The 18,340-nt window shown below is 51.7% G+C and carries 15 protein-coding genes; 6 read left to right on the forward strand and 9 right to left on the reverse strand.

The features are described 5' to 3' along the window. Positions 1 to 90 precede the first annotated feature (90 nt). Together GmarT_RS21455 and GmarT_RS21460 are read right to left on the reverse strand one after the other, a co-directional pair. Positions 91 to 486, reverse strand: coding sequence for a hypothetical protein (locus GmarT_RS21455; RefSeq protein ID WP_002643836.1), 396 nt, complete (start codon positions 484 to 486; stop codon positions 91 to 93). Positions 487 to 594: 108 nt separating this feature from the next. Then, positions 595 to 1,149, reverse strand: coding sequence for a hypothetical protein (locus GmarT_RS21460; RefSeq protein WP_002643835.1), 555 nt, complete (start codon positions 1,147 to 1,149; stop codon positions 595 to 597). 161 nt (positions 1,150 to 1,310) lie between these two features. On the opposite strand from GmarT_RS21460, the gene GmarT_RS21465 reads away from it, so the two are divergent. The 4 genes from GmarT_RS21465 to GmarT_RS21480 all read left to right on the forward strand — a co-directional run bounded on the left by GmarT_RS21465 (position 1,311) and on the right by GmarT_RS21480 (position 6,217). Continuing rightward, on the forward strand, positions 1,311 to 2,075 hold the full coding sequence (locus GmarT_RS21465) for a hypothetical protein (RefSeq protein WP_002643834.1): 765 nt from the start codon (positions 1,311 to 1,313) through the stop codon (positions 2,073 to 2,075). Between the two features lie 442 nt (positions 2,076 to 2,517). Next, positions 2,518 to 3,996: an IS4 family transposase gene (locus GmarT_RS21470; RefSeq protein WP_157158892.1), complete on the forward strand. Its 1,479-nt coding sequence runs from the start codon at positions 2,518 to 2,520 to the stop codon at positions 3,994 to 3,996. A 239-nt stretch (positions 3,997 to 4,235) separates the two neighbouring features. Next, positions 4,236 to 4,970, forward strand: coding sequence for a hypothetical protein (locus tag GmarT_RS21475; protein WP_002643831.1), 735 nt, complete (start codon positions 4,236 to 4,238; stop codon positions 4,968 to 4,970). 293 nt (positions 4,971 to 5,263) lie between these two features. After that, complete coding sequence (locus tag GmarT_RS21480) at positions 5,264 to 6,217, forward strand: IS110 family RNA-guided transposase (protein WP_002643830.1); 954 nt, start codon at positions 5,264 to 5,266, stop codon at positions 6,215 to 6,217. Between the two features lie 320 nt (positions 6,218 to 6,537). Here GmarT_RS21480 and GmarT_RS21485 read toward each other — a convergent pair whose 3' ends face one another. The 6 genes from GmarT_RS21485 to xylA form a co-directional block, all read right to left on the reverse strand. Next, complete coding sequence (locus GmarT_RS21485; protein WP_002643829.1) at positions 6,538 to 9,129, reverse strand: DUF4838 domain-containing protein; 2,592 nt, start codon at positions 9,127 to 9,129, stop codon at positions 6,538 to 6,540. Positions 9,130 to 9,351: 222 nt separating this feature from the next. Beyond that, positions 9,352 to 10,488, reverse strand: coding sequence for a hypothetical protein (locus GmarT_RS21490; RefSeq protein WP_002643828.1), 1,137 nt, complete (start codon positions 10,486 to 10,488; stop codon positions 9,352 to 9,354). Continuing rightward, a complete protein-coding gene (locus GmarT_RS21495) occupies positions 10,478 to 11,002 on the reverse strand; it encodes an RNA polymerase sigma factor (protein ID WP_002643827.1) in 525 nt (174 codons plus the stop codon). The genes GmarT_RS21490 and GmarT_RS21495 overlap by 11 nt, the downstream gene beginning before the upstream one ends. A gap of 138 nt (positions 11,003 to 11,140) precedes the next feature. Next, on the reverse strand, positions 11,141 to 13,351 hold the full coding sequence (locus tag GmarT_RS21500; protein ID WP_002643826.1) for a serine/threonine protein kinase: 2,211 nt from the start codon (positions 13,349 to 13,351) through the stop codon (positions 11,141 to 11,143). A 680-nt stretch (positions 13,352 to 14,031) separates the two neighbouring features. After that, on the reverse strand, positions 14,032 to 14,196 hold the full coding sequence (locus GmarT_RS29585) for a hypothetical protein (protein ID WP_002643824.1): 165 nt from the start codon (positions 14,194 to 14,196) through the stop codon (positions 14,032 to 14,034). Positions 14,197 to 14,456: 260 nt separating this feature from the next. Beyond that, positions 14,457 to 15,767 carry a xylose isomerase gene (gene xylA, locus GmarT_RS21505; protein WP_002643822.1) on the reverse strand — a complete coding sequence of 437 codons (1,311 nt, stop codon included), beginning with the start codon at positions 15,765 to 15,767 and terminating at the stop codon, positions 14,457 to 14,459. A 294-nt stretch (positions 15,768 to 16,061) separates the two neighbouring features. On the opposite strand from xylA, the gene GmarT_RS21510 reads away from it, so the two are divergent. After that, entirely contained in the window at positions 16,062 to 16,625 is a 564-nt protein-coding gene (locus GmarT_RS21510; RefSeq protein WP_002643821.1) for a hypothetical protein, read from the forward strand. 62 nt (positions 16,626 to 16,687) lie between these two features. Here GmarT_RS21510 and hemP read toward each other — a convergent pair whose 3' ends face one another. Continuing rightward, on the reverse strand, positions 16,688 to 16,870 hold the full coding sequence (gene hemP, locus GmarT_RS21515) for a hemin uptake protein HemP (RefSeq protein ID WP_044236109.1): 183 nt from the start codon (positions 16,868 to 16,870) through the stop codon (positions 16,688 to 16,690). Between the two features lie 395 nt (positions 16,871 to 17,265). Between hemP and GmarT_RS21520 the strand changes: the two genes are divergently transcribed. Beyond that, positions 17,266 to 18,306 carry a DUF1559 domain-containing protein gene (locus GmarT_RS21520; protein ID WP_002643819.1) on the forward strand — a complete coding sequence of 347 codons (1,041 nt, stop codon included), beginning with the start codon at positions 17,266 to 17,268 and terminating at the stop codon, positions 18,304 to 18,306. Positions 18,307 to 18,340 lie beyond the last annotated feature (34 nt).

Consider the following 18,340-nt stretch of genomic DNA (forward strand, 5'->3'; position numbering starts at 1 on the left):
TTGCAGGGGCTGCTCCCTGAGTCAGCCTGAAGTGCCAATATCAATTTCACAATCAAAGCCCGCCCCATCCACAGATTCTACCCGATCTCACTACAGCCAACTGAGATGAAAATCCCGCACCACTGAAAACCAATCAAAAACAGAAAGCAAAATCAGCCGCACGGCGTGAGCCGCGGTTAACTGTGATCGAAAGTAAATCGCTGGATGCCACAGTTCACTGGCCAAACTGTGCCCGAGCAACCAGCCCCCAAAGCGGGTAGCCCCGGATGCAATCCGGGGTTGTCGCAGACAACAGGAAACCGTCAGCGAAACCGTACCACCAGGTGACACATCACCAACCTGCCCCGCCGTACGAACGGTCTCCAGGTGCCCACCCGCCACGCTCCGCACCAGTTTCACCCCGTCATGGGTACCGATGAAATTCTTGAACTGGATTTTTCTACCACGAAAAATCACGAACAGACACGAAAGAAAAATCAGCCGCACGGCGTTAGCCGCGGTTAACTGTGATCTACAGTAAACCAGTGCTCATCAGAACCATCCTGCGGTAAACGACAGTAGTACCAGTTCCTGGAACCTGTCCTTCCACCCGTTTCAATCTTCCCAGTAAAACAAAGCGTCAAAGTGCCGAAGCACGTGCTGAGCCAGGATGGTCGGAACCTGCACTCCCGCGGGTAAGATTGTGTCCAGATCGGCCTTGTGGAGTCGTGTCAGCCCCCGTTCAGTCAAGATTGTCGTCACGAGCGGAACCAGTTCTTTCAATACCGGCTGCTCGATCACATCGACGAATTCATAATCCGGAAGATAAAAGGTCCCGCCATTCCTGTCCCAACTTTTGTCCCCCTGACCAAGCACATAAAACGGCGAAAGCCGACTGAAGAGAATTACCAGTCCATGATAATGATTTCCGGGACTGATTCTGAAATCGTCGTCGGGACGGTAGAGCCAGCAGTCCACATAGCTCGCATAGCCCGAACCGTAGTGACCATACTCCGTTTTGTCTTTCAATCGTGCCCGGCGACAGATTTCGGCAACAATGTCCTTCACATTCCTGTCGATCACCTGTTCGTCATTGGTTGACCAGGGCCATTCCTCAGTGATGGCTTCCTGATGCAGCAGTTGATCGATCTGGGTTTCTGTCAAAATCATAAGTCAGCCGCTAAACCTTCGATTTACTTACCGAGAGCCCCCAAAGCGGACAGTCCCCCCATGGGGCAGCCGGAAAAAAGTTGACTCTGCGGCGTGAAATTGATCTAATTCAGTATAGTCAGTTTGCCTCGGTTGTTCTCTCGTTTGAGGCCTTTTGAACCATGCCCGATCCACAGACAACACACTCCGATTGTAAACCACCGGCAACCAACCGGACAATCAGCCGGTCGATTGCCGTGCCGGCGTTCGTCGCAGGTCTGGTACTCTTCCTCTGGGGCTTGTCTCTCGAAACACAAAATCCCCGCACGAATGCGGAAGATGACTTTGCCTGGCTCATTCTGGGTGTGGGCGTTTCACTCAGCGCATTTGCCATTGCCCTCTGGTTTTTTCGTCCTAGCATCGCTTTGATTGCAGCCATCGTGGCGCCTCCGCTGGCATTCTCCCTTGCCTCTGTGCTGCTCATTACATGTGTGATCGCCCAAGGCCTTGGGAACCGTCATCATCAGTCTTTTGCCGCGAATGGGGTTTCTCAAATTACACCCGCCCGGCAAATGGATGAACTGTACGATGACTGCCGTCGTTATATCACCTACGATGGGAATTTCCGTCCCGAATTCAATTCTGTTGCCTACTTCGGCGGTCGGTACGAGCTCACCATGCAGGTTCCGGTAGAGATCAAATCAGCATCATCCGGCTCAATGATTGGCGAGCCCCGGTTTCATCTTCATGAAGTCAGCGATGTCAGCGTTTCGCCCACAGGCGAGGGTGCTGGTGCCTCATTTGCACGCGATCTCAAATTCGGCCTTCCCGAATGGGAAAAAGTCTATCAGGCGAAGGGGGACTTCAGTGTCATCGGCTTCACGATTAACCCGACCCCTGTGCCTGATTTTGAAAAATACACCGCTGCAACACGACCTTCCGAGTGAGATGAAGAACCCACACCACAGCAAACAGACAAAGCGTAAGCCTCCGCACTACGCCCCCCATCAGCCGCACGGCGTTAGCCGCGGTTAACAATGAGCTAAGGAAAACCACTGCTCATCAGAAACATCCTGCGGTAAACGACATCATTTACGTTTTCTCGACCCTCGAATGCATTGCCCCGTTTGAGCGGATACTGGTTTGAAGAGTGAAATTTGATCACAGACAGTAGAAAAAGGTGTCAGGAACGAATGGCACTGCCGGTGTTTTTTTGCTTTGAGTATGCGCAACGGTTCCCATGTGACATCGTCACATGCTTGATTTTCTGATTTTTTTGCCAGTTCGCTGGAAATTGAGTTTGGCAAAACCTCTCCTGGCATTATGCTGCGTTCTGGCAGGGCCTTCCTTGGGTTGGTGTGGGCAAAACATTTGACCAAGGAAGGTCCTATGCCATTTATATCATCTTCCCGAGTGAATGCAGCATCATTTTCTCTTTTCAAACGTTCGATGATGCAGGAGAGCAGCCTGCCGCTAGCCGACGTCCTTGACGATCAACGCTGGCAGCAGGTGTTTGACGAACACGAAATCGATTTTGGCAATGACCCCGATGCCATCTACACACCGGCGATCACGCTCTGGACGTTAATCTCTCAGGTCTTCTTTTCCGGCGAGCAGCGCAGCTGTAAAGCAGCCGTCATCCGTGTTGCCAGCTTCTGGGCGGCACTGGGCCGGCGAGTCTGCAGCACGAATACTGGTGCTTACTGTCGGGCGCGACTCAAACTGTCCTTTACCGCCATCCGTGAGATCGTCCGGCAACTTGCCGCTGATGCCGAAGCGGCCTGTGACCAGAACAGTGTCCTGTCCCGAGAACAGTCGGCGGCGCGCCTCAGTCCTTCCAGCGTCGCCGATGTGAAATCACGGAGCACCGGCGGTCGCATTCTGCTTGTCGACGGCTTCACCATCACGGCCGCCGATACGCCTGAGAATCAGCGGTCCTATCCGCAGAATCCGGCACAGAAGCCAGGGCTCGGGTTCCCCGTTCTCCGCTGCGTTTCTCTGATCTCGATGACCACCGGACTACTGGTTGACCTGGTGAGCGGACCTTACAGCGGTAAAGGGAGTGGTGAAACAGCCCTATTCTGGCAAATGCTGGATGTACTCCAGCCGGGCGATATTCTGGTAGCTGACTCGTATTACTGCACGTACTGGCTGGTGAGTGCTTGCCGTACCCGGGGCGTGCAGATCCTGATGAAAAATCATCACCTGCGAGACGATCATCCGCAAACCGCACGCCGACTGAACAAGCGAGAGCGCCTGGTGACATGGTTACGTCCCCCCGTCCGTCCTGCCTGGATGGCCCGTCAGGAATACCGGCGACAGCCGCTGACACTCACTCTGCGCCTGGTCGATGTGCAGGTCAGTCAGCCGGGGTGTCGCACCAAAACTTTTACGATTGCCACCACCATCACAGATCGGAAAGCATGCCCGGCACGCTGGATCGCCGCCGTGTATCAGAGCCGCTGGCTGATCGAACTGGACATTCGCAGTATCAAGTGCTCGCTGGGGATGGATATCCTGCGGGCGAAGTCTCCGGCCATGGTGCTCACCGAACTCTGGTCATGCCTGCTGGCGTACAATCTGATTCGGTTGAAAATGCTGCAGAGTGGCATGGCGACAGGCCGAGATCCACGCTCGCTCTCGTTTACCACCACTCAGCAGATGCTGGCTGCAAGCTGGTTGCTGGGAGCCGTCACGCAGACGACCGAGGAATTAGCCACACTCGGACAGCAGGTCCCCAGCAGCGAACGTGTAGGGCATCGCACCGGCCGAACAGAACCCAGAGCCAATAAACGCCGCACCAAAGTGCTGGCTTTGCTGAAGCAACCGAGATACCATTACCATCAACAAAGAAGGGCAACTGTATGAACGCAAACTCTTTCACAACAACAGGCAGTGCCATTCGTTCCTGGAACCTTTTATCCTCTGTTACTACAACCTGCTCTGGCTGTGGAATCATCTCAACGCTTGAGACATCATCCTCCCGATACGAATCGCCTGGTAATGGTTTTGTACCATTTTGTGAAAAAACCTTTGAATCCCAGCACAGCAATCGTACACTGACATTCTATGTTCATCCAGGAATCTAAACCAAGGAGATCAGGCTTGTGACAATATCGTTCAGCGACGAAACGGGATTCGCAGTTATAGATCGTGATGGCAAAGTTTTTGGCCAAAACCAATCGGTCTACTTTATGAAGTCTGTGGATCGACACGCAGCGCAACTCATCAATTCTCCCGACGATGCTTATCAGCTTCCCGCGCAACAGATAGACGAACACTCCATTACTCCCCGCGAAATTTCCATAATAGATGTGCGTCAGATTGTAACAAACACTGCCAAGAAACATCTGATTATTCGAGATGAATCCCAGCCGCTGATGCGGTATGACTCACATGAAGTATCTGCCATTCATACAGTCACTAAACTGATCGAACAGGAATCGCCAGACAACTGGGTAATTAAGACAGAAAAACACTTCTTCGATGCTTTATACGGCCCTGTTTTTGTCGCAATGTTTCTGGGCGGTGTTCTTCTTGCTTGCTGGTTTCCCGCTGTTGACCTTGAAGCAGGGCGCCAAGTAAAGCCGATGAATAGCTTTCGCCATCGCGCTAAATCCAGAACTTTTATCGCTATTGCCAGATCGCTTGGCACAAAGGGAATCAAAGCTCTGGCTGGTGTCCTCGCTATCACATGCACGCTCTGGATAATCCAGGGAGTACGACACGTCAACCATGTCACAACCTTTAATTTGACCAGCCATATCGTACGACAGAGAGAACGCGAGAAACCGAGAGGCCACGAAGAAATCAGAGATGAATCGATGCCCGATTTCACTTAGAAATAAATATAATAAGGGAATATAATAAGGGGTCAGGAGTCGTTTATTTGACTCCTAGTATCTCGGGTACGAGCGGCATTGGACCAGGCTTACAGAATTGATGTGGCTGGTTATATTGATAAGAGCTCATCCCTGATGGCCATCAGGGATGAGCTGCGACTTTGTAGATCGTCGAGTCCTGGGTGCTGATAGACACCGTGGGTCAGTTGGATCGCAGAGCCGCATCGTTTTCAACCCGAACAGTCGCTAGAGCCACTCAGGTGAGCTCGTATTTTACTAGGATGGGACACACGATGAAAGACTCCTCTTCAATTTCTGTGGTTGGCATTGATGTTTCTAAAGATTCACTCGATCTCTTCCATACGATTAATGGCCAGCAGCAGAAGATCGCTTATCAGCAGGATTCCCTCAAGCTGCTTGCCCGGCAGATCATCAAGCTCAACGCAACCGTCGTCATGGAAGCCACGGGTGGCTACGAAAAGAAACTGGTCAAATATTTACAGAGCCAGGGAATTGCATGTGCCGTGGTGAATCCGAAGCTGATTCGTGACTTTGCCAGAGCCTGTGGGAAGCTTGAGAAAAACGATGCCATCGACGCCAGGATCATCGCCTCTTTTGGACAGATGATGCAACCGAGGACGATGGGAAAAATCGATCGAAACAGGGAGAAACTCAAGTTGCTGGCAACTCGTCGAGAACAGGTTCAAAGTATGATTACCCAGGAATCCAATCGTCAGCAGCAAATTGAGGATCGGCAAATTCGGGCCTTCATTCAACGGGCGATCCAACTCTATCAGAAACAGCTTAAAAAACTGGACAATGAAATGCTGAAGGTCATTGAAGCCGACCAGACCATGAAACAGAAGTCCGAAATTCTGCTCTCTGCGAAAGGTGTCGGCCCGGCAACAACCGCTAACCTGATTGCCGGGCTGCCTGAACTCGGGCAACTGAATCGGCAGCAGATCGCCAAGCTCGTCGGCCTGGCTCCTCTCGTTCGGGACAGTGGCAAATTCAAAGGGCAGCGCAGAACATATGCCGGCAGAAGCCAGATACGGCGGATCCTTTATATGGCGACCTTAGTAGCCACGCGCTGGAACAGTCGCATCAAAGCATTTTACTTGTCCTTATTGGAAAGAGGTAAACCGAAGAAGCTGGCCATCACAGCCTGCATGAGAAAGTTTATCACCATCCTGAATTCCATGATGAAAAACAATCAGACGTGGGATCAAAATCTTCTTGCTTCTTGACATAATCCAAGACAGTCGCTGACCCCTTTTTTCTTCCTTAGAATTAGAACAATCAGATTGTATTTCACATAAGCAAAAAGAACTTTTAAATCTTCTTTATCTAGCAGAAAATGTGGCAAAGGTTATTTACAATGTTACGAAACCCTTAGATGAATTCGATCTTGATTCAGGAGCGTGGATTGTCTCTTGCCTGAAAGACTGTCTTGATATTTCTAAAAACGATCAGTTTGCTGAATCTGCCTGGTCCGTTTTAAGTTGGACGTAAACAAGGTGTTCATTGAATGGGTCAGGAGTCGATTACATGCCCCCTGTCCCCCTTATTACTCATCCAAACCGCTGTCTGCCTGCAGTACTTCACGCGGTAGCAATAACTCCGTTGCAGACCTGATAAAGTATGGGGGGACCGTTAATAAACGAATGGGGCCGGATGCCTGGTTTACTTTCCACAATTTGCCGTCCGATCCGGCTGGGACGGGGATGCTGTAATAATTCGCTTTGCGATCCTTGAACGAGAACTGTTCTTTACCCGTCGGATCCTGAATACTGCCGCGATCTCCTCCGTGAACGCCAATCACTTTCGTACCGTGAGGGACGTAAAAATAAAGTGACCAGCGTCCCGATGTCACAATTGGTTCGTCCAGGCTGGAAGGCATTACCATCAGTTGCCCGGCTTTCCAATTCACGCTCGTTCTATCACCTCCATCAGATACCGTAATGCGATACATGCCCGTCTCTCTGGTTGGCAATCGAACCGTACGTGTTTTTCCATCGGGCGGGACCGATTGATCTTTCATCACGAACGTCTCCCGTTCTCCCGTCTGACTGGCCCCGCCAATTTTCCAGAGTTCGATTTTCACGTTACCCCGGTCCCGATAATGGGCGATCAACCCTCCCGTCACCTCTAATTCGATGGGCGTTGCCGTGTCTGACACGTATGTATAAAAAGTCTGCACACCACGGCCACTTTGTAAAACCCCCGGTTGCTGATCAGGAGAAATGAGCTTTCCAGCGGGAACCAGTTCGTCAGAGTAAGTGACAGGCTTGAAATCAAGTTCTGTGAGTGGGTATGCTGCGATCCCTTCCTCAAGAAACTGCTGTAATTCACTTTTTGAAAACGGCGTGCTTTCCTTCCAGGGATTTTGCGGTTCGGGGATATGCCATTGCGCATTTTCCGGAATGCTCACCTGTTTATCCCGATTGACGGCGTCGCGATAGACGGCCTTACTGTGAACGAGCATCGTTTTTCGCATGCGGTAAGCGTGGCGAATCAGTTGTTCAAATGCCTGCTGCCGTTGTGCGCCGGATGCCTGGCGATAGCGCTCATACAGATCTACATAATGACAATATAGAATCAGATCATCCAGCCGCGCATGGACTTCAGGTGACTCAGCCAGTTTTTTTGCTGCCGCGAGGGAGCGAAACATGCGACCATATTGATCGCTGACCACCAGGTGGGAATGCGAGCCGTCCAGCTGCTCGTAGAATTGAGCCATAGGCGGTTTGGCTTTACCAAAGCAACGTGTTAAAAAATCGTCTGTCAGCTGATCTGTCTGCCGGGCTTCGTCAAGGTTCCATAACATGCGTGCTGCCAGATAATACCCCAGACCATTGGGCCCCCAGTTATCGCTCGACTCGGCTGACATGTATTGGGCACCTTGTCGATGAAATTGAGGTATCGTCGATTTCAGATAATCAATTCTGCTACCACGGGCAAGACCGGGCAGATCGTGATCCCAGGTATAGACACTGTAGTATTCACGGATACCGATCCGGGCTCCCTGTTCTGACCAGCCGCTGATAATTTCGTCAAGTGTGTTGCCACCACGTATAAATCCGGTGGCCACGCTGATAATGACATTGGGATGGACTTTGATGGCAGGCGGCGGAGAATGATACGCGTACGCGTACATCCCCACATATCGTTGCCGCGTATCACCGTCTGCCTGCGGCTGATTGATGGCTGCTGCAACCTGATTGGCCAGGGTTAATGCGCGATCACTGATGCTGCCCATCTTTTGACATGCCTCGCATTCACACCAGCCGCCGCCATCACTGGGGTCGAGTGAAATGCTGTCGGCCTCTGGATTTTCTGCAAAGTAGCGTAATGACGAGTCCACAATCAGTTTTTGCAATCCCGCATTGCTGATACAAAACTTTGCCTGGGCACGAACATCGCGGCGGCCATCAACGTATGCATAATATTCAGGGTGCGCGTCAAATTCCGCCTGATTGTTGCGGATGAATTGTCCATAGGAATGGCCGGTCTTCAGTGCCATTCCTGAAGTAGCACGGTTCCGCTGACACCAGCGCCGGTACGGTTCGGCTGCATAATCCCAGGGCCCAAATCCATACCAGATGACTCGATTCTGATAATCGGGAGCCTCGATCACATTGAGATTAATTTGTAACGTGTTCTGACGTGGAATCACTTCCCAGTGCGAACCAGGAAAATACTGGCGATATCCAAGTCGATGGAGGAAGTCCCAGACCGCATGTTCAACGGCCAGGTCTGTAAGGCCGAGCAGGTAAATGCCCTTTTCATGGGAGCGAATACAATACTTTTCACGATCTTTAATTGTGAAGTTGCTCCCATCCAAGTCAGGGGCGGCGTTCTGCTGGGGATAATCGTTGAGTAATCCCACTGCCAGGCCCATTGAGCCGTTACCGGTTTTCACTGAAAAGGGAGCGCCCGTGATTTCTGAAAGATAGTGAGCCAGATCATCGGCAGCGCCTCGCGTCTGCGCAGAGGCGGTTTCTGAGACCACGATCGGAATGTTGGCATGACCGTTCTCAGCAACCAGACAACGGGCCTGCTTCCATTCCGCAGGGAGCAGCGAGCAATCAAAAAAGACAACGATCAGAGATAGAATCCATAATGCGGGGACACGTTTCCATCTGGTTTGTTGAATCATGGTCGAATCTAAATCTCAATAAAAAGGAGCGATTGATGAGTGGGCCAAGCCAACTGTGGCACCCGGCGTGTTTTGTGTCTGGACTAAAGGAAAACACAGGTCTCTTTATTTCAGCTTCCTGCCTTTATCCAATTCGGCTCTGTTGATAATACCCGTTCCAATCGACCACGAACAATCTTTTTTACGTTTTGCATCGTTTGCTGATCGTAGCCGGCGCAAATCTCACGGCTTCGATCCCTCCCGCTCTCGCGCTGCGTTGCGGATGGTCCGGCGGTTTTCGTAGGTCATGGGGACCTCTTTCAGCGTCTTTTTTTCGGCTGAATCCAGCGACTGGATTTCCAGCGTCACCCGGTCTTCAGGGGGATGGCCCATGCGGGTCAGGAGTTCGACGAGGTCCTCTTCGAACCGTTTCTGCCACTTGTCGTCGTAGGTCTGCTTGCTGAAATCCACGATCTCAGAGGCAGAGATGCCGTTCAACGACACGAGTTGATACCATTCCTCCTGTACTTTGACTTCCGGCTGGGATTCCTGCCAGCGTACCGCCGCGAAGGGGGACTTCTGGCCATGCGCTGGTTCGTCGTCTGAATTCCGAGCCGTCTCGATCAGAAATACCGCGAGCAGCATGATGAGGAAGAGCCCGATCAGGCCGAGAATGATCCGCACCGGTGAATGACACGATGTGGAGAGCTCCTGTTTGGAAAACGGGAGACCCGGCAGAGCGATCTGATCCTGCGTCCCTTCCCCGGTCCCTTCCTCCTGCAGACTGGCCTGCAGTGTTAACAGCTCTTCGCGTTTCGGGATCAACTGCAGACGCACGGCCCGCTGATTTAAAAAGTAGACCCAGGTATAAACGCCCACTAAAAACCCGGCCAGAAACAGAAAGAAAATGAGGGCAAACACCCAGCCTCCCGCACGCGACTGCCAGGACACATGCGCAAAGAAGATGAGAATCGAAATGCTGGGGGGCAGCAGGTACCACCAGAAGACATTCCGCAACAGCCAGATCTGATCTTCCACCTCGGTAATCGAACGCTGCACGCACTGCAGCAGCGGTTCGTCGGGTTCCCCCGGTTCCTGTCGATGGCGTCGACGATAGACGAGCATGAACCCGGCCATCCAGATCAGGACCGGCACGGTCAGATACCATGTCCACGGCGACTCTGTCACCGCCCCCAGAATGAACCAGAAGGGAATCAGCAGCAGTGCGACAGCGACTTCGCCGTAATCGCGATACAGAATCACCGTGCGGAACGCCTGCTGATCGCGGCGGACTTCCTGACGCAGCAGATCTGCATCGATGGTGACGCGTGTCTGTGATGCCTGTGCCTGCCAGGCTTGCTGAAATTCATCAGGAGCCATCGGATTCCCCTTTCATCAGTTCATTCAGTCGTTGTTTCGCCCGGTTCAGTTTCACACCCACATTATTTTCCGAGATCCCCAGAACGTCGGACATCTCGCGGTAACTCAATTCATCCAGGTACAGCAGCACCAGAGCGGCGTCCGCCTGCGGTAACTGACGAATCGCGCGGTACAGCTGTTCGACGGTATCCCGCTGCTGTGCCGCTTCGGCTGAATTCGCACCTGCTGTGATGACGGTATGAACTTCGAGCAGCGGCTTCTGAATGATCCGCCGCGGCTTCTCTTTGCGTTGCCAGTTCATCGCGGTCTGCAGTGCCACGCGATAAAACCACGTCGCGGCACTCGACTTCTGTTCGAACCGGGGTAAGGATTTCCAGGCCTGCAGCAATATTTCCTGTGCCAGGTCCTGCGTCTCTTCACTGGTGCGAGTGTAGGCGCGTGCTACCTTCATGACCGCCGAGCCATGCTCGTCCAGCCACTGCATGAACAGCGTCTTCTGTTCTTCGTTCAGCAAGTCGACTCTCCTTTCCACAAGTATTAGTAACTTGAACAGAGGAGGACTTACAGAAAAAACGAAAAGCAAATCGCTTTTCAGGAAAATAGCGGTCCAACATCCAGGCAGGCCAGAGATCCATGTCAAACGAAATTACGGTCACTCGTCCTGCGACAGATTCACAATCAGTGTCGCATCGGCGACGGAGCTGGATGATGTCTTGCCTTGAACGCCGGACTGGATCTGAGTCGCCTGACCTTGAGTGGTCTGGCCTGGCATCCGTTCATCCCACCACTGGCTGGCATCGAAGATGGACCACTTGCCGTCGGACTGGCATTTCGACAGTTCCAGAATCACGTCATGCGCAGTCTGCGGTCGTTTCTCCGGGTCCTTCTCCAGACACTGCATCACGATCTGTTCCAGATCCGCTGAGACCGGTTTCCCCAAGCGTTCCGAGAGACTTTGCGGCTGTTCCTGCACGTGCTTCATGCAGATCTCGATAATTGACTCCCCGTCAAATACCGTCGTTCCCGTCAGCAGATAATAGCCCACCGCTCCCAACGCATAGAGATCGCTGCGACCATCCACGACGTCCGGATGATTGATGCCTTCCGGAGAGAGGTACATCGGCGTGCCCGCCATCGAATTGGTAGAGGTTAACGAGGCCTGCTCTCTGCCATCGACGGCTTTGACCAGACCGAAATCGAGCAGCTTGACAAAGTCGTAAACGCCGCCACGATGCGTCAGAAAAATATTCGCCGGTTTCACGTCACGATGGATGACGCCCAGTTGATGCGCTTCTGCCAGCGAACCTGCGATCTGTTTCAGTAGATGGATCACCCGACCTTCCGGCTGCGGGCCATACCGCTTCACCAGATCATCCAGGTTGATGCCCTCCAGCAGTTCCATCGCATAATAGAATACACCTTCCGGGGTGCGGCCATAATCATAAATGGCAATCGTATTCGGATGATTCAACTGGCTGGTCAACTGCACTTCGCGTTCAAAGCGGGCAACGGCTTCATCAGTGGTTTTCTCGATATCAAGTAACTTGATCGCCGTCGGCCGTCTGAGCATGGCGTGCTGTCCTCGATAGACAACGCCCATCCCCCCTTCTCCCAGTTTTTCTTCGAGTGCATACTGCCCGAGCTGTTTGGCTTTGATCACCGCACGGCGGGTATCCTGTTCTTTGCGGGCAACGATGATCGTGAAGACAAAAATCACGATCGCCCCCAGAACCAGCAGCGCGAACAGTCCCCAGAAACTGTATCGCAACAGATAGAGTGGTCGATATGCTTCTGCTGCGTTCATCTCAGTGGCGACTCCTAAATCGTATTCAGGCAGCCAGACCCAGGCACCGACTACGGGCACGCCTCGATAATCGCGATAACCGTTCGCATCAATGCCGGCTTCTCCCTGCACCGCCGAGGCTGCCATGCGGGTTAAAGGGCGATCCGCCAGTCTTAATGCGGGGCGCTTGCCCTCCGTCATATTGACCTGCGGGTCACGGATCTGCACATTGAGAATCGATTGTGCATCGGCACGATCAGGAATCAGTCCGATCATTTTCAGGTCATCGTCGAAACGGCTCTGGGATAACATCGCGCCTGCTTTATCGAACGCATAGGTTTCCCCGGTTTTCCCGGCACGGGCGATCGAGAGAATTCGTGTAAAATTAACTTCCGGACGAATCAACAAGGAAAGCGCGGCGATCGGTTTCCCGTCGGCATTATTCACCGGCGCCATTGCCAGCATCGTAGGTAATCCAGACTTGATTTCCCCCGATTGATCTTTGCGGACGAACACACTTTCGAAGGGACGCGTCACGGTGGCCTTACCCTGTCTCACTGCTTCCAGCGCCGACTCCTGAATCGGTAAATCTGCACGGCCGATCGGTTCATCGCGGGCAGACGCTAATACCCGGCCTTCCAGGCTGAACAGCCCGATATCCAGGTAGTTCAGATGTTCGAGTTCCGATTCGAATTCCTGTCGCAGTTCCACAAGCGCCCTGGAATGCAGTAATGCCTCGCGGTCATCGGGTTTCTGCTGATTCAAGGCAACGAGTTCTGCGGTCAGCTTCTGCACCCGCGGTTCTTCCGCCATCACTTCTGCCAGGGATTCTTCCCGCTCCAGCCAGATCTCAAGGGCCGCAACATCTGCATCCAGAATGGTCTGCAGGTTATTTGCAACCGTTTCTCTGGCGGATTCTTCCACAACAGAGCGCACGATGAACCCCAGAATCAGCAGCAGGATTGTGCCGGCAATCGGCCAGATCCACATGCTCCCCTTGGAAAACAGTCGGGAGCGCGAAAACGATTTCAGAATTGAATGAGAAAATGAGCGGCCCAGTGAGCTTTTCGAGATATTCATGAAACAGTATCAGAATCTGGAGTGGTGCGATTAATTCAAAGAATACTAAAGTGTGACATGAAAACCGCCTGGCAGCAAGAATTGAAGCCGATTTATTCAAAATTCAACACTGACCTTCCGTTGCAGTGAACAACGATTTTATTCCGGTCCGCGCAATAAAAAAAGCCGCGCCTCTGTAGAGGTCACGACTTTCATCGTATTGCTGTCATAACATTGCGACGGTGGGGTCGCTGCAAGAAGGACGGCGAATCGGGTAGTGCCTGGCACTCACCACTAATGATTCCGGTCCATGCTAAGGTTTAGGATCCTCCGACGGAATTTGATACGACAGAATACTGATTTCATTGTATGCATCGTCAATACACTCGTCGATGGGTGAATTAAATCAAAACAAAAAATTCACGATGACACGGGTATTGAAGCTAAAATAATCACTGCCTGACGCAGGTTGTAAAATTCATCGGCATTCACAGGCCTGACTGTTTGCCTCGTTTTTCAAAAAAAAGGAAAAACAGCCGGTCTTGTGATCTGCCGGAGAACGGGTCCCCCGCAGCAGGAGGGGAGATCTTAATCATTTCCGGAATGGGGGCAAGAGGAATCCACGGGAAAGAATTTTCACGCGTTGGGGGTGTGACAAAAACTGTCAGCGGGGTTTCTGCATCGCGGGCACAGCCGGATGCTCAGGCTTTTCTGGCACCACTTCGCATCAACAGCCAGCCAACCACTGCGATGGAAACCAGCACAATCCCGTATTCCATGGGCGAGATATTATCCCACCGTTTATTCAAATAGCTGATATAAAAAGTGGAATATTCACGCCAGGTATCCTGAATTGTTTCCACCATTGTGCACCTCTCTTGAAAATCATCAACCAGTGATCTTTTGACAATGGGAACTTCCGCGATTGTCGCGCAGACTTTCAGCAGCAATCAAAAAAACGAACTGTCGCTTTATGAAAGAGAGTCCCGCATCAAGCATACTTCATGGATGACAGCCGGGGAGAATTTTTCTGAATTTTCCCAATCTTCGGGACGAAATGCAGAGGGCCGCCTGTGCCTCAGAAACACAGGGGGCCCTCAGTTCGAAATTGAATCTGGTCACCGTTTTAAATGTAATCGTTGATCACATTTTCGATCCACTCCTGACGGCCACTCATATTCGCAGCGGAATCTCCTTTTTCCAGCATATAGGTTTCCAGATCAGCAAAAGAAACGTTCCCTGCTTCGATCTGTTTCCCGATGCCTTCATCATAGCTGGCATAACGTTTGGCTACGAAATCGGAGAGGACGCCATCTTTGCGAATCCGGGCAGCGATTTTTGCGCCCCGGGCAAACGCATCCATGCCGCCGACATGTGCATAGAACAGATCGATCGGTTCAAAGCTTTCGCGACGGACCTTGGCATCGAAGTTGACTCCCCCCGGCGCCAGTCCACCCTGCTCCAGAATTGCCAGCATGCACTGCGTGGTCAGATAAATATCGGTCGGGAATTGATCGGTATCCCAGCCCAGAAGCAGATCGCCTGTGTTCGCATCAATACTGCCGAGTGAACCCTGAATCGAAGAGTAAACCAGTTCGTGCATCATCGTATGACCGGCGAGTGTTGCGTGATTGGTTTCAATATTCAGTTTGACATGGTCCAGCAGATCATAGGCCCGCAGGAAATTCAGACAGGCAGCCGCATCGAAATCGTACTGATGCTTGGTGGGCTCTTTGGGTTTGGGTTCGAACAGGAACTGTCCTTTAAAGCCGATCTTCTGAGCATGCTCAACCGCCATATGCATGAAACGGGCCAGGTGATCGAGTTCCCGTTTCATGTCCGTATTGAAGAGATTCATATACCCTTCGCGTCCCCCCCAGAACACATAATTTTCTCCCCCCAGTTTATGTGTTACTTCCATTGCTTTTTTGACCTGGGCGGCTGCGTAAGCAAAAACATCTGCATTCGGGCTGGTCGCTGCGCCGTGCATGAAACGTGGATGGGAGAACATGTTCGCAGTCCCCCATAACAGCTTGATACCCGTTCGTTCCTGGGCTTCCAGCAGTTTGTCGGCGATCCGATCGAAATGTTCGTTGGCCTCCTTCAGGGTCGCACCATCGGGGGAGACGTCTTTATCGTGGAAGCAGTAGTAGGGAGCCTGAAGTTTTTCAAAAAATTCGAAAGCCACGTCGACACGTTTGAGCGCGTTTTCGACGGAATCGGTACCATCATCCCAGGGACGCTGCAGCGTGCCGGCACCAAAGGGATCACTGCCGGTTCCCCGAAACGTATGCCAGTAACAGATACTGAAGCGGAATAAATCCCGCATCGTCTGGCCTTCGATTTCTTCTTCGGGACAATAATGCTTGAAGGCGAGTGGATTTTTGCTTTGGGGACCTTCGTACTCAATTTTCGGGACGTCTGCAAAGTATTCCATGGTGCTACCTGTATTGAGGTTAAAACGTTGTAAATCAATCACTTCAAACGACGATTCTAAACAGAAACCAATAGGGAGAGTAGCCTGCAGAAGTTATTGAACAAACATTACAAATGGATTTTCAAAGTGATCTTGCCTCAGATTTATTAATCTGGGAAACTTGGCAGCTGTTTGAGGAAACCTCAAGGCAATCCCTATCCCCGTCCCATCAAATTTGACCACTGAGAAACCACTCTCATCGTGCCTGTCTATTACAAAATGATCAAAATGCAGTCTGACTGACGGCATCCGTAAATGACTTGTAACCTTATCAAATTGCTGATGTTATGCATCCTGTTCACAAGCTGTGTCACAGGCGGGAATCAACCTGCGCCTGTCGCCGTGAGCAATCCGATTCAGATTTCGGGAACCAATCAGGATGTCGTCTGGGAACGCGTGGTCGATACGATTCACAACTACAAATTTGGCATCGCGCGCGAAAACAAGCTGGATGGTCGCATAGAGACCGAGTACAAAGTTGGTGCGAACTTCCTCGAACCCTGGCATGGAGATACGGTCGGATTTGATAATCGACTGGAAAGCAGTCTGCAATCGATCCGCCGCCGCGCCTTTATCAGCGTAACACCTGTGGAAGGGGGTTATCTGCTGGGAGTCGAAGCCTTCAAAGAAATTGAAGACGTAAACACAAATCTCTCCACTGCGCCAGGCGGAGCAACATTTCAACAGGATCTGAGTTTGCGTCGCGACTTGAATCTGGTCCAGGATCACAGCAACCCGGTCGGCTGGATCCCACTGGGAAGAGACCCTGCCCTGGAACAGGATATGCTGGAAAGTCTGCAGATCGCATTTTCCAAATAACGTGATCATGCAGACATTTCTGCTGTCCTGTGCTCAATTCTCTGCCGGGTCCCCACTCAGTGCTATTTGCAGAGAATCAGTTTCCCGTTCTGAGTAATTCTCAAACGGTATGTGGTCTCCCCATGCTGAATCAATACTTCCTGTTTGCCTTGCAGGATCGTGTCTGAACCGATCACCTCTGCTGGAAGCTCAGTGGAAGGGATAGATGCTGGAGACGGGCGTTCCATGTTTTCTTGTTCGCTCATAGTAAAATACGTACCAAAATTAAGAGATTTCAAAAATCGCATGTCAATACGCCCCAGGCAATCGTGAAAACCCACCATTACCTATTGAAATGCTCTAAATTTATTTCCGCATAGCCGAAAGGGCTGCCGCTTGAACAGCAGTTCCCCAATGATCTGTTTGCATTGGAAATGCGAAAAAACGATTAAGGGAACCTTGCAACTCGCTCGACTGACCGATAACATAATGATCCTGAGACTCAGTGTCAACTAAGACCTGACACCAAGTCTCTTAGATTTTCCTGAATTATCGGCAAGACGGCTTATTTTCAGATACCCGCCGGAATCTGTATGCACGTTGCAAGAATGCATACCTGAGAGCACGTTGCCACTTCACCTTTTCACCAGAAAGAAGAGAAATGGGGCAACACTCAGATTCCCGCCAAACCCACGGTCAGCACAAACGAGGGTTCACACTGATTGAACTTTTGGTTGTGATCGCCATCATCGCCATCCTGATTGCATTACTGCTGCCTGCAGTACAACAGGCACGTGAAGCAGCCCGCCGCAGTCAATGCAAGAACAACCTCAAGCAATTTGGACTGGCACTACACAATTACCTTTCCGCCTACACTGCCTTTCCTCCTGCTTTCTGTGTGAGCCCAAACGGCAGCAGTGGCTATACCCCAGGCGGGCAATGGTCCATTCATGCTCGCATTCTTCCTTTTGGAGACGCGGCCAACCTGTTCAACAATATTGATTTCACGAAAAATTACTCAGGCCAGACTGATCCCAGTATCGCTTATACCCGTATCCCGTTCTTCATGTGCCCCAGCGAAGTGAACGATAAAATGCGAACTGACTCTTCCGGAGCCCCTGAACATTATCCAGTCAGCTACGGTTACAATGGAGGCACCTGGCGTGTTTTCACCAACTCCAGCCTGAGTGGAGGCGATGGAGCTTTTTATCCGAACAGTAAAACCAGACCACGCGATTTTACTGACGGGACAACGAATACACTCTGCTTCGCAGAAGTCAAAGCGTTTACCGCTTATAACCGGGACGGCGATGCGGGTACTTCATCTATCCCCAGTACTGCCGGGGGAGTAGAAGCTTTAATCGCTGGCGGTGGTTCTGATAAACCAAACAGCGGACACACGGAATGGGTGGACGGACGCGTGCATCAAACCGGTTTTACGACGACATTGCCTCCTAATACCAAAGTCGTCGTACCCGGAGCCACCGGAGCCATCGATGCCGGCGATTACACATCCTGCCGGGAAGCCCAGAGCTGTACTGGCCCGACCTATGCCGCCGTCACCGCACGCAGCTATCACACCGGGATCGTACATGCCCTGCTGATGGACGGATCTGTTCGCTCGCTCAGCGAAAACATCGATCTGAACACCTATCGTGCACTCAGCACCCGCAGTGGCGGTGAAGTGATCGGCGAATTTTAAAAGGCGTTTCGCATCGTCAGGATAAACACAGGCC

It is taken from the genome of Gimesia maris, from assembly GCF_008298035.1.
Classification (GTDB): Bacteria; Planctomycetota; Planctomycetia; order Planctomycetales; family Planctomycetaceae; genus Gimesia; species Gimesia maris.

Bases quoted from the DNA above. Each gene is read 5' to 3' on its own strand.
- GmarT_RS21460 (WP_002643835.1), bottom strand. From the start codon at position 1,149: ATGATTTTGACAGAAACCCAGATCGATCAACTGCTGCATCAGGAAGCC.
- GmarT_RS21465 (WP_002643834.1), top strand. From the start codon at position 1,311: ATGCCCGATCCACAGACAACACACTCCGATTGTAAACCACCGGCAACC.
- GmarT_RS21470 (WP_157158892.1), top strand. From the start codon at position 2,518: ATGCCATTTATATCATCTTCCCGAGTGAATGCAGCATCATTTTCTCTT.
- GmarT_RS21480 (WP_002643830.1), top strand. From the start codon at position 5,264: ATGAAAGACTCCTCTTCAATTTCTGTGGTTGGCATTGATGTTTCTAAA.
- GmarT_RS21485 (WP_002643829.1), bottom strand. From the start codon at position 9,129: ATGATTCAACAAACCAGATGGAAACGTGTCCCCGCATTATGGATTCTA.
- GmarT_RS21490 (WP_002643828.1), bottom strand. From the start codon at position 10,488: ATGGCTCCTGATGAATTTCAGCAAGCCTGGCAGGCACAGGCATCACAG.
- GmarT_RS21500 (WP_002643826.1), bottom strand. From the start codon at position 13,351: ATGAATATCTCGAAAAGCTCACTGGGCCGCTCATTTTCTCATTCAATT.
- GmarT_RS29585 (WP_002643824.1), bottom strand. From the start codon at position 14,196: ATGGTGGAAACAATTCAGGATACCTGGCGTGAATATTCCACTTTTTAT.
- xylA (WP_002643822.1), bottom strand. From the start codon at position 15,767: ATGGAATACTTTGCAGACGTCCCGAAAATTGAGTACGAAGGTCCCCAA.
- GmarT_RS21510 (WP_002643821.1), top strand. From the start codon at position 16,062: ATGACTTGTAACCTTATCAAATTGCTGATGTTATGCATCCTGTTCACA.
- hemP (WP_044236109.1), bottom strand. From the start codon at position 16,870: ATGAGCGAACAAGAAAACATGGAACGCCCGTCTCCAGCATCTATCCCT.
- GmarT_RS21520 (WP_002643819.1), top strand. From the start codon at position 17,266: ATGGGGCAACACTCAGATTCCCGCCAAACCCACGGTCAGCACAAACGA.